The following is a 15,136-nucleotide window of genomic DNA, read 5'->3' on the forward strand; positions in this document are numbered from 1 at the left end:
GCGGGTGCCGCCAGGTGGCCGGCGCCCGCAGCACGCGTGGCGCTTGAGCGCCGCCAGGCCTTCATGCGCCTTTCGAGTTCTCGGCGAGTGCTATAGCGCTGCGTAGCTCCGCGTGCCCGGGCCGCGACGATACCCCGCGCAGCAGAAAGTGGGACAGCGACGGGATCAGAACCAGTGCGCCGATCATGTTGGTGACGAACATGAAGGTCAGCAGAATGCCCATGTCGGCCTGGAACTTGATCGGCGACCATGCCCACGTGACGACCCCGGCGGCCAGCGTGACACCCACCAGCGCCACGACCTTGCCGGTGAACTGGACCGCCCGGCGGTAGGCGTCCCGCAGCGGCAAGCCGGCGCGCTGATAGTTGAGCTGCACCGACAGCAGATAGAGCGCGTAATCGACGCCGATGCCTACGCCAAGGGCGATCACAGGCAAGGTCGCCACCTTGACGCCGATGCCCAGCATCACCATCAACGCCTCGCATAGGACCGATGTGACGACGAGCGGCACCAGTGCGACGATGGCGGCGCGCCAGCTGCGGAACGTGATCAGGCAGAGCAGGACGACAGCCCCGTAGACCAGCAGCAGCATGCGTTCATTCGCTTCCTTGACGACGATGTTGGTCGCGGCATCGATACCCGCGGATCCGGCAGCCAGCAAAAATTGGTGGCTTGCGTCCTTGTGCGCATCCGCGAAACGTTGTGCCGCGTCGAGCACGCGAGTCAGCGTGGCGGCCTTATGATCGGTCAGGTAAGCGATGATCGGCATCGTATTGCACGCTGCGCTGATCAGATCGGGACGATCAAGCAAAACCTGGAAGAGCGAGCGATTCAGAATCGCCGGTGTGCGATTGATCGTGAACCACTTCGGATAACCTTCATAGGCACCGGACGTCACGAGCCGGGTGAGAGACGCGGCCGAACTCGTGGTCTGCACGCCGCTCACATTTTGCAAGGCGATCTCGAAGCGGTCGACATCCGCCAGCATCTGATAATGATCCGCATCGCAATTGGGCAGTGACGATTTGCCGATCACCACGAACATGTCGCTCGACAGACCATAGTGGGCGTTGATGAAGGCATTGTCCCGGTTGTAGACCGAGTCCGCTCGCAATTCAGGGGCACCCGCGTCGAGATCGCCGATCTGCAGACGCTGGCTGACCGCAAAGCCCCCCGCGGCCAGCAGCACGGTCACGGCGATCGCCCCCGACGCCCAGCGCCGTTCCGTGAAGCGGTCCAGCCAGTTCCACAGGCTCGCGACGCGCGAGCGGCTGCCGGTTTCCGCGGCCTCTTCGATCAGCGTGCGCCGCGCGGCCGCGGGACTCACGCCCACATACGACAGCAACACCGGCAACAGAAGAAGATTGGTGAAGACCAGCACGCCCACGCCGATGCTGGCTGTCAGCGCCAGATCCTTGATGACCGGGATATCGATGATCGTCAGGACGGCGAAGCCCACCATGTCGGCCATGAGCGCGGTGAGACCCGCGAGAAAGAGCCGCCGGAAGGTGTAGCGCGCCGCCACATACTTATGCGTGCCGCGCCCGACGTCCTGCAGGATGCCGTTCATTTTCTGGGCGCCATGCGACACGCCGATGGCGAATACCAGGAATGGCACCAGCACCGAATAAGGATCGACGACGAGACCCAGCGTCGTGACGATGCCAAGTTGCCAGAGGACCGCGACAAGCGAACACGCGACCACCAGAAACGTGCTGCGCGGGCAGCGCGTATAAAAGAAAATCACGCCGAGCGCGATGGCCGCCGCAATGCCGAAATACGCCATCACCTGCTTCAGGCCGTCGATCAGGTCACCGATCAGTTTGGCAAAACCAACCACGTGGATGCGAATGTTGCCGTGCTGCTGCGTGCGCACCATGTCGTCGAGCAGATGCGAGAAGTGGGCATAGTTGATCGGCTTGCCCGCCGCGTCGCGCTCGAGCAGCGGCACCACGATCATGGTCGACTTCAGATCATTGGCGACGAGCGAACCGGTGATGCCCGCGCGCGCGATATTGGTTCGCAACGCGTCGATTGACGCGGGCGAACCGTTGTACGTCGACGGCATGACCGGGCCGCCCGCATAGCCCTTTTCGGTGACGATATTCCAGCGCACCGCCGGCATCCAGATCGACTTGACCCACGGTCGGTCGACGCCGGGCATCAGAAATACCGCGTCGTTGATCTTTCTCAGCGACTCCAGATACGCGGGGTCGTAAATGTCGCCCTGAGTATTCTCGATCACAATCCGCAAACTGTTGCCGAGCCCCTTCAGGTCGCCCTTGTTCGCCAGGTAGTTGCGGATATACGGGTTCGACTGCGGAATCATCTTTTCGAAGCTGGCATTGATCTGCAGCCCGGTCGCCACCTTGATGCCGAAAAAGACCGACAGCACCGCGCACAACAGAATCAGGACAAGCCGATGATTGAAAACCAGCCGCTCCAGCGCGTTGCCGGACTTCGAGTCGAACGCACGGCGCTCCTTGACCACGGGCATGGAACTGATCTGCTCATTGTTCTTACCGGCCATCATGTGCTCCCTTTGCCGCGATCACTTGAGTACCCCGACGTTCTTTACGCCCCCGGCGCCCACTACCACGATGCCGCCGCGAGCGAGGCTCGTACCGTCCCAGAGCGACCACGCCTGCCCCGCCGCATTCGCCGCACTGAAGCTGGCGCCGCCGTCCGTGCTGATCAGCACACGCCCATCCTGGCTGAACAACGCAAGCCGCCCGTCGGCAAGACGCGCGCCGCCCAGCAGACTGGCTTCGCCGGGAATGCCGACCTTGATCCAGGTCTGCCCGCCGTCCACGCTGCGCATCGCATTGCCACGCAGGCCATAGAGAATCAGATTGTCAGGCGTGCCGACGATGCCAAAAAAGCTGCCCTTGTACGGCACCGAGACCTTGACGAACTGTTGCGAGGTCTCGTCGAGGCGCATGACCAGTCCCTGTTCACCGACCACATACAGCGCGTTGCCGATTCTGCGTATCGCATGCAGGTTCAGTGCGTCCTGTTCGTTTTCGGTGTGGTCGAACCACGGTGTCCAACTGGCCCCGCCATCGTCGGTCCTGAAGATGATATTGAATGAACCGATGATGAAGCCTGTGCGCTCGTTATCGAACCAGGCCGACAGAAACGGCCGCCCCGGACCGTCGTTGACGAAGCGCCGCGCTTCCTCGAGTCCGGCCGCAACCTTCGGGTCCGACTGGTCCCGCTTCTGGTAATAGGCCAGCATCAAGGCGGCCGCCGACCGGCCGTCGAGTTGCTTCGTCCATGTCGCGCCGCCGTCCGCGGTGTGCAAAACGATGCCGTCCTGACCGGTCGCCCAACCCGCGCGCGGCGAAACGAAATACACCGAGACCAGATCCGAGCTCACCGGCGCGGAAACCTGGCGCCAGGTCCCGCCATTGTCGTCGGACAGGACGATCAGTCCGCGTAAGCCGACCGCGACCAGCCGGTCGCCGGCACGGGCCACGGCGAGCAGCGGTGCGGTCTGCGCATGTGGGTTGGCGGTGGCCGGCGTATCGATCGGATCGGCGAACGCGGCAAGCGCCGGCTGCGAAACGGTCAACGCGAGGGTCAGCGCAAGCGCCGACACCGCCACGTTCATAGAGGTACTCAGCATCATGTCTCCTTGTGCTCGCCTGATACTCGCTGGCCGCACCGGGCGAAACCCGCTGCGGCCCTGCCTTTCGAGGCTATGCTGCCGGCCCGCGCAAGGTATCAGCGGATGCCAGTCGACTGCATTCGTTCAGGCGTGAAAAACCCGTTGGGAAAGTCCACGTTGAAGAAAATGCCGGAGGTGTCCGCAGGATGACTGCCCAGCAGATACACCCCGCTATTGAAGTCGAAGAACCAGTTGCCGAGTGAATACGGAACCTGGGCGTCGTAGGCCGGTACCGTATCGGCAAAGCCGCCTCGATATAGTTTGCCCGCCTGATCATAGGCATCCATCATGCCACCGCCCAGATCCTCGTCCGTATAGAGGATCTTTTTGCTGTACAGGTGCCGCGCACCGGGTTTGAGCGTCAGTTCAAGCACACGCACGCGGTGCAGTTCCCAGCGAATCAAGTTGGCATTGGGGAAATGCGGTGTCAGCATGTCCTTGTCCGAGGTCGCGTACTGCCACTTGTATCCGTTGTACGGAATGTACATTTCCTTGGTGCCGAGCATCTTGACCTTCCAGCGATCGAGCTTGCCGTACATCAGTTGGATATCGTCCATCGTGATCACGCCCGAGTAGCCTGGGTTAGGCGTATCGTAAGCGAGATCGGGGGCGACGCGCGTGCGGCGCTGGCCCGGCGAATACGACCAGCCCGGCCAGTCACGCGAACTCGCGGTGTAGTCCCAGAACAGCGATGTCTCGCCCTTCAGGCGCGCGGGCGCGGCGTAATCGTTCATCACCTGGTACCAGACGCCATCCGATTTTTTGAACCCGTCCCGGCCGAGCGTGGGATCGTAGTACGGAAAATAGATGCTGCTTTTAAACGAGCCCGTCAGCACCGGGTTGCCCGAACTGTCCATCAGCCAGGTATTGACGAAGTTCTTTTGCCTGGTTCCGACGAAACGCATGATGTAATTCCAGAGCGCTTCCTCGCCGGTCTTCGCAATCGGGAAAGGAATACAGCCAAAGGCGCCTTCGATATCCTGTCCGCCGTTGGTCAACTTGGCCTGCACCGCATTGATCTTGCAATTTTCACCGTACCAGTCCGGAAACGATGCGCTGCGATGGGTCGGATAGACCATCATCTTGTAATCGGGAAAGCGCTTGAACAGTTCCTTGGACGACTCGCTCAGCTTGTCCGAGTATTCCTGCCAGTTCTGCGCGGTGATCGTCAGAATCGGCTTTTCGCCGGCAAACGGATCAAACCACTTGCCGCTATTAAGCTTAGATTCCGCAGGCGCCTTGGTCACTCCTCCGGTGTATGCCGGAATCTGTCCGTCCGCGCTAGCCGCGGCGTCCGCGCCGAACACTGTGAGCGTCGTGCCCAGCTTGGCGGCTTCTTCGGCCGATACGGATGCGTGCACTGTGGAACCATAGGTGGCGGCGATCAATACAGCCGTCACTAACCTTGGGATGTTCATTTGCGAATGTCCTCTGAAGTACCAGATAGCCGGCTTTGGTTAAAGCGTGGTCTGATAGGTGATCCCGATCCAGCCCTTGTCGGAATATGGCGCGCCGTTGACATTGGTCGCTGTTTTCTTCCAGTTGGTATAACCGGTGTAGGTGAGATTCACGATGTGCTTGTTGTAGATCGTGAATTGCAAGCCTACCTGATAGATGTTGCTACCCTGGTTACCGCCATCGACAGTCGGTGTATTGCCGTGGATGTTCCATTGTACGAACATCGGCAGGTCGAGATCGACGCCGGGAAACACCTGGTTCCAGTGCGGCGTGAACGACACACCAAAGGTGTAGTAATTTTTCGTCGCGCAACCCAGCGCGACCGCATCGGCTGCTTTCGTGCAAGCGGCGGAGTAACCCGGCGCATTGAAGTTCTGCGCGCCCGAAGTCACCCTGAGCAGGTGTGCCACCGCGATTTCCATGGCGAGCGGCGCCTCGTTCCAGAGCGGTGTCTTACCGAGGTATGTGGTTGTGTTGAGCAGTGCGTGCAACGTGTCACCACGCGCGCCTTCGAGCGTGCCCGGTGTGGCGCTGCCGGCCGAAGCCAACGGCGTATTGCGGCGATACGACACCTCGGCGCCGACCGCCGTGCCGCCAATCGTGCTGTTCACGCCGAGGCCCAGCAATTGAACCTTGTTCGCGTAGATATCCTCGGTCGTGAAATTGTTCGGATTAAACTGGGCGAACCACGGTGTCTTGTAGCTGAAGCGGCGATAGGTCAGCTCGACCGTGCTCGAGAATTTTTCAAGGCGATACTTGGTTTCAACCCCGAAGTCCCCAATCTTGCCTTGCGGGCCCCTGACGTTGTAGATTGGGAAGTTCGGCCCCGCATACGCGGCGATCGGCGGCCCGTAGTCGATGGAATCTGAACCGCCGAAATAGGTGCCGCCTTCAGGATAGCGGTCGTGCGCCCATTCGAACGAGTAGTAGCCGCTCAATTGCATCCGCTCGGTCAACTGGGCCGACATGGCGACCTGCCCGGTCGGCAGCGACAGTTCCTTCAGCGATGCCCCGGGGCTTTGCGTCGCGGCAATCAGATTTTGCGGAGCCTGCGATACCGCAACCGAGTTGACGCCGCCCACGCTGCCGATCAGCGACTGCCCCCAGATTTGCGCGAGGCGCCCTACCTTGATGTCAATCGGAACGGGGCCCGCGTTGACGGTCGTGAATCCGAACGCATCGCGCACCTCGGCCGACGGTCCGATGTAGTACTTCTTGATGTAGCTGGTGTAGTTATTCCCCGGGTAGTTCGCGACACTTTCGAGGCCCGGCCCGCTCTTGTCCTTTCCCGAATAGGCGGCGTCATACCAGCCCGCCACGCTGAAGCGGAAGCCGGTCGTCCCCTTGTACTTGAAGTCGAATTCACTCGTCACGTCGAGCCGCGCGAGTATGGTCTGGTAGCGCCTGAAGGTGTTGTCGCCTTCGTCGTAGCTCGGGTTGTTACCGATCGCCGAGTTGATGCCCTGAAGCCGTAACCCATAGTTCGCACGAACCGTCGTATCCAGATCCATCTCAATGTCCGGATTAGGCGTCGTAAACGTGAACGCCTGCGCTCCGTTCGCAAAACTGCCGCAAACACCAACCAGCAACATCACTTCAAAACGACGCCGGCAAACGGCCCTGCCTTTGGAAATCCGATTCATTTTGTCTCCTCCGCGAGGACATTCACACGACTTCTATTCGTTGTATTTTTCGCGTCGACTTGCTTCCCACATTTCAAGTTCATCTAATACTTGAATGCTGTTCAAAATGATAAACACCGCGTAGTGGGGTGTCAATAGTGTTTTCCAGTAGAAATCGGGACCCTTGCACACCGCTGGACTGAGGTATTGAAGAGCCGCCCGAGACGTTAGGAATCCGTCTAAAGTCTCACGAATGCGGAATCGATTCGCGCGGCTGGCGAACGGGGATAACGGCTGCGGCGAGCCCATCACAACAGGACAAACAGACCTGCTGTGGCTGCCCACGTGGGATGTCTGACGAAATGCGACAACGAAGGCCGTCGCGCCGATCAGCGTGAATGCGGGGATCCACGCGCTGCACGGCTTGTCTCCGGCAACGGTCGATCCTGACGGCCGGCCAGACCGTCGATCGTCATCACATGGGGTTCATTTCACGTCCCAGACCAGCGGCAAGTGGTAGAGCGTGCCATTGACGCCGCCATGCACACCGGCTTTGGCGCCGGGCCTGAGCGAAAAATCGGGGATGCGTTTGAGCCACTCCTGGAGGAACACCTTGATCTCGACGCGGGCGAGGAATGAGCCCGGACAACGATGCGCCCCATTGCCAAAGGTGGAATGAATCGGTGTCGGACGGTTGAAGTCGACTTCGAGCGGATTCTGGAACTTGCGCTCGTCCAGACCGTGCAGGGTTGTCGGTATGACGATCATGTCGCCGGCCTTCATCTGCACGCCCTGGTATTCGAAGTCATGCGCGACCTGACGTCCCTGGTTGACCACCGGAAAGCGGCGCAACAACTCATCGACCGCTTTTTGCGTCAGGTCCGGGTGGTCGATCAGATGTTTGCGATGCGCGGGGCTTCCCGCGAGGAAGTTCGCGATGAAGCCCATCGCAGAGGCGACCGTATCGAGGCCGCCGATCAGGACGAGCCCGCACAGCCCCTTAAGCTCCTGATCGCTCAGATCACGACCGTCAATCTTCGATTGAACGATCCGGCTGATCAGATCGTCGCCCGGGTTCGCCCGGCGCTCGGCGATTTTTACGCCGAGGTATTCGAAGATCGCGCCGAGCGCTTCAAGCTTCTGCCCGGAGGAAGCAGGCCGCACCATCTTGTCCGCCAGGCCCAGCAAATAGTCGCGATCTTCCGAGGGCAGCGCCACCATGTCCATGAAAATGCCGATGGGCAGATGTTGCGCGAACTCGGAGACGAACTCGCACTCGCCCCGCGAATAAAAGCCTTCGATCAGCTCGATTGTCATTTCGCGCGCCTTTTCCTCGAGCTTGCTGATCGCTTGCGGCATGAAGGCAGGCGCAATCAGCGCGCGGTAGCCGGTGTGTTCGGGCGGGTCGAAAAAGATTGGCGGCAGCGGCGCGTGGTCGACCAACGGCACCGTCAATTGGCGCGACGAAAATTGCTCGTATTCCTTGAAGATGCGGTAGATGTCGTCACCGCGCGTCGCGATCCAGTGGCCGCCGTTACGCGGCGTCCAGAAGATGTCAGGCACGGCGGGGTCGTGCAGTTTCTTGAGCGCGAGATGATAGTCGTCGGCGGCGCCGGGCGGATTGTATATGTCGAAGTCGACCACCAGTTGCGTCGGCACGTGCGCGGGAATAGGCGCCACTTCAGGCGTCGCGCGTTGATTGCTCTCTGACATTCGATGTCTCCTTCGTGATTCCGGACCATCTGGCTGGCTCACACAATCGCCGTGCCGACACTTTTCTGAATGACGTTCACATATGTATCATACATTTTCTGCTACTGGAACAACATAAAAAAAGCGGGGCAAAAGCGCACGCCGCCGCGTTACAGGTGCGTCCCGTAGCGCTCGAGATGGTGCTCGGCATCACCCCATGTCATATCAATGCAGGTCAGCCGCTTGAAGTACCAGCCGACTGGAAGTTCTTCGGTCATGCCCATTCCGCCGTGCAACTGCACCGCCTGCTGGCCGACGAACCGCCCACACCGGCCGATCAGATTCTTGGCGGCGGACAGCGCCCGGCGCCGCTCGTCGGCATCCGCTCCGGCCAGCCGCGATGCTGCGAAGTACACCACCGAGCGGGCCTGCTCGACCGCCGTCAGGATGTCGGCCGCGCGATGCTGAAGCGCCTGGAACTCGCCGATGGGTCTGCCGAACTGGGTGCGCGTGCGCAGGTAGTCGTAGGTCATCTCGGCGAGCTTCGCCATGGTTCCAACCGCTTCCGCGCATAGCGCGAACAGCCCGTGGTCGACGGTCCATTCCAGCAGGCCATAGCCGTTGCCGATCACGCCCAGCACCGCTTCGGACGCGATCGATACGCCCGAGAAGTGCACTTCGGCGACCCGCTGCCCGTCCAGCGCCGGGAAACCTCTGAGCGTGACGCCCGGTGTCTTCGGGTCTATCGCGAACAGCGTGATGCCGGTGGTGTCGTCCTGCGCCCCGGAAGTCCGCGCCGACACCAGCAGCAGGTCGGCGCTATCGCCGTGCAAGACCACGCCTTTGCGGCCATCGATGACAAAACCCTCGCTCGAAGACCTGGCGGCCGTTGTTACGGTCGACAGATCAAATCGCGCGCCAGGCTCAAGCGTGGCCAACGCCGTTTTCACACGGCCAGCCGCAAGCTCGGGCAGCCAGCGCTCTTTTTGTGCATCGGTGCCGGCGTGGCTGATCAGCCGCGCGCCAAGCACCGCGGTCGAGAGATAGGGCTCCAGTACCAAACCCCGACCCAACGCCTCCATCACGATCATGGTCTCTGCCACGCCCGCGTTCATCCCGCCGTATTCGTCAGGAACGTTGAGCGCGAGGAGACCCATATCGGCCAACGTATTCCAATGCAGTTCGGACCAGCCGCGCGGCGTCGCCGATAGCTTGCGCCGCGCCTCGAATGAATATTCCTTCTCCACGAAGCGGCCCACCAGGTCGGCCAGCATCTGCTGCTCTTCAACGAGCGTGAAATCCATGACGTGTCCTCAGATGCCAAGCGCGAGTTTGGCGATGATATTTTTCTGAATCTCAGTGGAACCGCCGTAGATCGAGATCTTGCGCCAGTCCAGATAGTGCGGCGCCAGCGCGTTGAGCAGTTCGCCATGCGCCGTGGCATCCGCGCCTTCGCTCCAATCCGGCTCGAGCGCCTGCGGTACAAACGGCACCGCGTAGGGCCCCGCGCACGCCATGATCAGCTCGGTCAGTTCCTGCTGGATTTCCGAACCGCGGATTTTCAGCACCGAGGCCTCGGGTCCCAGCGGACGACCGGCCGACTCGGCGGAAATCGCCCGCAACAACGACCATTCGTGCGCGATCAGATCGATCTCGACCTTCGCGATCCGGTCGCGGAAACGGATATCGTCGATCAGCGGCTTGCCGTGCTTCCGTTCAGTCCGCGCGATTTCCTTCAGCCGGAGCATGAAGCGTTTGCAGTTGCCGAGCCCCGCAATATTGGTGCGCTCATGGCCGAGCAGATATTTGGCGATCGCCCAGCCACGATGCTCTTCTCCGACAAGATTGCCATCCGGCACTTCGACGTTTTCGAAGAACACCTCGTTGACGTCATGGCCGCCATCGAGCGTTCTGATCGGCCGCACGGTAATGCCGGGCGTCTTCATGTCGATCAGTAGAAACGAAATGCCTTCCTGCGGGCGGCCATCGCTGTGGGTGCGTACGAGACAGAAAATCCAGTTCGCCCACTGTGCAAACGAAGTCCAGATCTTCTGTCCATTGACGATATAGAACGGCTTGCCGTCGCGTGGAACGCACTCGGCGCGCGTCTTCAACGAAGCGAGATCGGAGCCCGCGCCCGGCTCCGAATAGCCCTGACACCACCAGTCCTCCATCGACACGATGCGTGGCAGAAAATAGTCGCGCTGCGCGGGCGTGCCGAATTTTTGCAGCACGGGCCCGACCATCGACAGACCGAACGGCATCTGACGCGGCGTACCTGCGGTAAAGCACTCTTCATCGAAGATATTGCGCTGCGTAGCGTTCCAGCCCGCGCCGCCGTGTTCGACCGGCCACGCCGGCGCGCCCCAGCCATTGGCCGCGAGGATGCGCTGCCAGCGCACGTAGTCGTCGCGCGGCACGTGGCGGAAATTCAGCACGCGGTCGCGAATCTCCGTGGGCAGCCGGGCCGTCACAAACTCCCGCACCGATGCGCGAAAGACCTTATCATCGTCACTTTCTCGCAAATCCATCAACCCTCTCCTTTGACGATGGGCGCCCCCTGGACCGCCAACCGGCCGCGCTCTCAGCCGATTTCGACAACGCCGTTGTTCAACACGACCACATCGCGTGCGTCGACGCGTGCCCGCACATGCACGCGTGTGCCGCTCTCGCGCCAGAACTGAAATCGGATGACCTCGCCGGGATAAACCGGCGAGGTCATCCGTAGCGCAAGCCGTCTGAGCCGCGCCGCGTCGTTTCCGGCCAGGGTGCGAATCGCGGCGTAGCCTGCCATGCCGTACGTCGCGAGGCCGTGCAGAATCGGCTGCCTGAAACCGGCCTTCGTAGCGACTTCGGGGTCGGCATGCAGCGGATTCGAGTCGCCGGAAAGACGGTAGATCAGCGCCGCCTGCGCCGGGGTCCCGAACTCGAATTCGTGATCGGGTGTGCGCTCGGGAACGGGCGGCAAGGCTTCGGGCGGCGCATCGCTCTCGCCCGATTCCGCGCTGAAACCGCCGTCGCCTCGCAGAAACGAGACTTGCCGAACTTCCGCGAGCCGCTCGCCGCTCGCCGCTTCGAACAGATCGCGCCTGAGTTCGACGATTGCGCCCTTGCCCGCGCCCTTATCGGAAACAAGGCTCACACGCGTCTTGCTGAAGATGGTGGCGGCGGTCGGCATCGGACGGAGGAAGCGGACGTCCTGTTCGCCGTGCACCACCTTCAGATAGTCGACACCTGCGCGCGGGTCGCGCATCCACGATTTGGGCCATGCAAACGCCGCGGCACAGGTCGGCATCGCCTGCAGGTCTTTCTCGTAGACGTAGCGAAGTTGCGCCGCATCGAGAGGATCGCCACCGATGCCAAGACCCAGCGCGTATAACATGACATCGCGTTCGGTGTAAGTGTGGGTGACGTCTTCGATTGGCCAGTTCTTGATGACTTCATACTTCGGCATGACTTTGCCCCATGGCGTATCGATCGCATATCAATCGTCGTTGAAATTCGGCTTGCGCTTCTCAAGGAAACTCGCGATGCCTTCCTTGTAGTCGTCGCACTGATTGGCAATCGGCATATCCAGTCCGGCAGCCATGATCGCTTCATGGGGCGTCTGAAACGGCACCTCCCAGAGTTGCGCCTTCATGACGCGCATCGAGCGCGGCGAGCAGTTCTCCGCGAGATCTGCCGCGTAGGCATAGGTCTCTTCCGCTAGCGTGCCAGACGGGAATGCACGGTTCACGAGCCCCATCCGCTCAGCCTCGCTTCCCTTGATCTTGCGCGCCGACAGCAGCAGGTCGAGCGCCCTTGCGTGCCCGACGTGGTGCGAAAGTATCCACGCCATGCCATATTCGGCGGTCAACCCGCGACGTGCGAAAGCGGTGGTGATCGTGGCATCTTCAGCCGCGAAACGGATGTCGCAGAAGAGCGCGTGAATCAGGCCGATACCGACCGTCGCCCCATTGAGCATTGCGATCACGGGCTTCGGGATCGCCGGGTAATAGGAACAGCGCGTTTGCCAGTCGGCGCGCTTGCGCATATCGAACGGACGCGGCAGCTTGGTCATCAGCGCATTGGGATCGCCGCCAAAGCTATGAATGTCGCCGCCGGCGCAGAATGCCTTGCCCGCACCGGTGAAGACAATGACGCGTACGCCGCGATCGGCGCCCGCGGCCTGCATGGCGTCGTACACCTCGGTAGCCACCGTGTCGTTCCAGGTGTTCATCTGTTCGGGACGGTTCAGGGTGATCGTGGCGATCCGGTTCTTCACGTCGTACAGAATGGTCTCGTAGCCCATGGCTATCTCCCTCGATTGGCGACGCTCAGAACGAACGTGGCATGTCCAGCACGTGTTCCGCAACGTAAGACAAAATCAGATTGGTCGAGATGGGCGCCACCTGATAAAGACGGGTTTCGCGGAATTTGCGCTCCACGTCGTATTCGCAGGCGAAGCCGAATCCTCCATGCGTCTGGAGGCACGCGTTGGCTGCCTTCCATGAAGCGGTAGCGGCGAGGTGCTTGGCCATGTTCGCTTCGGCGCCGCACGCCTCGTGGTTGTCGAACATCTCGCACGCCTTGTAGCGCATCAGATCCGCGGCCCGCACGTCGATGTACGCTTCGGCGATGGGGAACTGGACACCCTGATTCATGCCGATGGGCCGGTCGAACACCTGGCGCTCCGACGCGTACTTCGATGCGCGATCGACGAACCAGTAGCCGTCGCCGATGCACTCGGCAGCAATCAAGGCGCGCTCCGCGTTCAGACCGTCAAGGATGTACCTGAAACCCTTGCCTTCCTCGCCAATCAGGTTCTCTTCGGGAATCTCGAGATTGTCGAAAAACAATTCGTTGGTTTCGTGATTGACCATGTTCGGAATCGGCCGTACGGTCAGACCGTTGCCGATCGCCTGATGCAGATCGACCAGAAAGCACGACAGGCCTTCGGATTTCTTTTTCACATCGGCGAGCGGCGTGGTGCGCGCCAGCAGGATCATCATGTCCGAATGCTGCACGCGGGAGATCCACACTTTCTGGCCGTTGACCACATAGCGGCCGTCTTTCTTCACCGCCATGGTTTTCATTTTGGTGGTGTCCGTGCCGGTGGTCGGTTCGGTCACGGCCATCGACTGCAAACGCAGTTCTCCGCTGGCGATCTTCGGCAGGTACGCGCGCTTTTGCGCCTCGGAGCCGTTGCGCAGCAAGGTGTTCATGTTGTACATCTGCCCGTGGCAAAACCCGGAGTTGCCGCCGTTACGGTTGATCTCTTCCATGATCACGGACGCTTCCGCGAGGCCAAGCCCCGAGCCGCCGTATTCCTGCGGAATCAGCGCAGCCATCCAGCCTGCGCGCGTCAACGCATCGACGAACGCCTCCGGATAGACCCGCTCGTGGTCGACACGGCGCCAGTATTCGTCAGGAAATTGTTTCGACAGATCGCGCAATGCATCGCGCAGGTCCCGGTACGGATCGGAGGTGGTGGGTCTGCTCATTTAAGGGATTCCTGTCACACGACGACGCGGCGGACTTACAGCGCCGCGTCGATCAGTCCGCCCGCGCTGGCGAGCTGGGTCAAATGATGTTCGGCGGCGCCGAACAGAATGTCGATTACGCTCAGGCGGCGCAGGTAGTGGCCGACCTTGCATTCCTCGGTCATACCGATGCCGCCGTGAAGTTGCACACCCTGCTGCCCGACAAAGCGGCCGGCACGGCCAATCTGCACCTTGGCCGCTGCCATGCTGCGCGCGCGCTCCGCGACATCGGACTCCTCGCTCATCATGGTGGCAAACAACGCCATGCTCCGTGCCTGTTCGACCATGACCAGCATGTCCACCGCGCGATGCTGCAAAGCCTGGAACGAGCCGATCGCGACGCCGAACTGCTTGCGCACCTTCAGGTATTCAACCGTTTCCTCGTGCGCGGCCGCCATCGAACCGACCGCTTCGGCACACAGCGCGGCGATCGCCTGCGCGACGACTGTCTCGATCAGTGGCAGCGCCTCCCCGGCCACGCCGATCGCATCGTCGTGAGTGACGCGCACGCCCGACAGATCGATATCCGCCGCGCGCAACCGGTCCTGCGTCAGATATTCGCGGCACGTCAGACCCGGCGCTTTCGCGTCGACCAGAAACAGCGCGATGCCGTCGCGGTCGCGGCGCGCACCCGACACCCGTGCCGACACGATCAGCCGGTCCGCGCTGCCGCCGTGAACGACGATGCGCTTGGCGCCGTCGAGTACCCAACCCGCGTTTTCGCGTCGCGCAGTGGTAGCGACGTCCTCCACGTCGTAGCGCGACTGCGGCTCGGCATGCGCAAACGCCATCAGCAGCGATCCGTCGGCGATGTACGGCAGGATGGCCGCGCGTTGCGCGACGCTGCCACCCAGACGAATACAGCCGCCACCGAGCACCACCGTCGCCAGATAGGGCTCGACAACCAGCCCGCGGCCGAATGCCTCCATCACGATCATCGTTTCGACCGGACCGCAGCCGCTGCCGCCGAAGCCCTCATCGAAGGTGAGGCCCAGCAAGCCCATGTCCGCGTAACGACTCCATTGCGCGCGGCTGAAGCCGTCCGGTTCCGCGAGATAACGCGCGCGCTGTTCAAAGCCGTACTCGTCCTTCACGAGCCGGTCGACGCTGTCCTTGAGCATGCGTTGCTCGTCAGTCAGATCAAAGTCCATGGTCGGTGCGTCTCCTCGTTC

At 61.4% G+C, this 15,136-nt stretch carries 11 protein-coding genes; all 11 read right to left on the reverse strand.

The features are described 5' to 3' along the window. Positions 1-61: 61 nt before the first annotated feature. The 11 genes from M0D64_RS21035 to M0D64_RS21085 all read right to left on the reverse strand — a co-directional run bounded on the left by M0D64_RS21035 (position 62) and on the right by M0D64_RS21085 (position 15,115). Complete coding sequence (locus M0D64_RS21035) at positions 62-2,530, reverse strand: RND family transporter (RefSeq protein ID WP_266259072.1); 2,469 nt, start codon at positions 2,528-2,530, stop codon at positions 62-64. A 21-nt stretch (positions 2,531-2,551) separates the two neighbouring features. Then, positions 2,552-3,628, reverse strand: coding sequence for a YCF48-related protein (locus M0D64_RS21040; RefSeq protein WP_166618141.1), 1,077 nt, complete (start codon positions 3,626-3,628; stop codon positions 2,552-2,554). A 98-nt stretch (positions 3,629-3,726) separates the two neighbouring features. Then, a complete protein-coding gene (locus M0D64_RS21045) occupies positions 3,727-5,088 on the reverse strand; it encodes a DUF1329 domain-containing protein (RefSeq protein ID WP_154558354.1) in 1,362 nt (453 codons plus the stop codon). A gap of 39 nt (positions 5,089-5,127) precedes the next feature. Then, positions 5,128-6,771 (reverse strand): DUF1302 domain-containing protein, encoded by a 1,644-nt coding sequence (locus M0D64_RS21050; protein WP_266259073.1) that lies wholly within the window; start codon positions 6,769-6,771, stop codon positions 5,128-5,130. A 465-nt stretch (positions 6,772-7,236) separates the two neighbouring features. Next, a complete protein-coding gene (locus M0D64_RS21055; protein WP_154558352.1) occupies positions 7,237-8,463 on the reverse strand; it encodes a cytochrome P450 in 1,227 nt (408 codons plus the stop codon). 149 nt (positions 8,464-8,612) lie between these two features. After that, entirely contained in the window at positions 8,613-9,746 is a 1,134-nt protein-coding gene (locus M0D64_RS21060; protein WP_266259074.1) for an acyl-CoA dehydrogenase family protein, read from the reverse strand. A 9-nt stretch (positions 9,747-9,755) separates the two neighbouring features. Continuing rightward, entirely contained in the window at positions 9,756-10,973 is a 1,218-nt protein-coding gene (locus M0D64_RS21065; RefSeq protein WP_266259075.1) for an acyl-CoA dehydrogenase family protein, read from the reverse strand. A 53-nt stretch (positions 10,974-11,026) separates the two neighbouring features. Then, positions 11,027-11,896, reverse strand: a complete 870-nt coding sequence (locus M0D64_RS21070) for a MaoC/PaaZ C-terminal domain-containing protein (RefSeq protein ID WP_266259076.1) — start codon at positions 11,894-11,896, stop codon at positions 11,027-11,029. Positions 11,897-11,926: 30 nt separating this feature from the next. Next, the gene (locus M0D64_RS21075; RefSeq protein ID WP_266259077.1) at positions 11,927-12,733 is read right to left on the reverse strand and encodes an enoyl-CoA hydratase; all 807 of its coding nucleotides are present in this window, start codon (positions 12,731-12,733) and stop codon (positions 11,927-11,929) included. Between the two features lie 25 nt (positions 12,734-12,758). Beyond that, the gene (locus M0D64_RS21080) at positions 12,759-13,925 is read right to left on the reverse strand and encodes an acyl-CoA dehydrogenase family protein (protein ID WP_266259078.1); all 1,167 of its coding nucleotides are present in this window, start codon (positions 13,923-13,925) and stop codon (positions 12,759-12,761) included. Between the two features lie 35 nt (positions 13,926-13,960). Next, positions 13,961-15,115, reverse strand: coding sequence for an acyl-CoA dehydrogenase family protein (locus M0D64_RS21085; protein ID WP_266259079.1), 1,155 nt, complete (start codon positions 15,113-15,115; stop codon positions 13,961-13,963). Positions 15,116-15,136: the final 21 nt, after the last annotated feature.

It is taken from the genome of Paraburkholderia sp. WS6 (assembly GCF_030464835.1).
Taxonomy (GTDB): domain Bacteria; phylum Pseudomonadota; class Gammaproteobacteria; order Burkholderiales; family Burkholderiaceae; genus Paraburkholderia; species Paraburkholderia madseniana.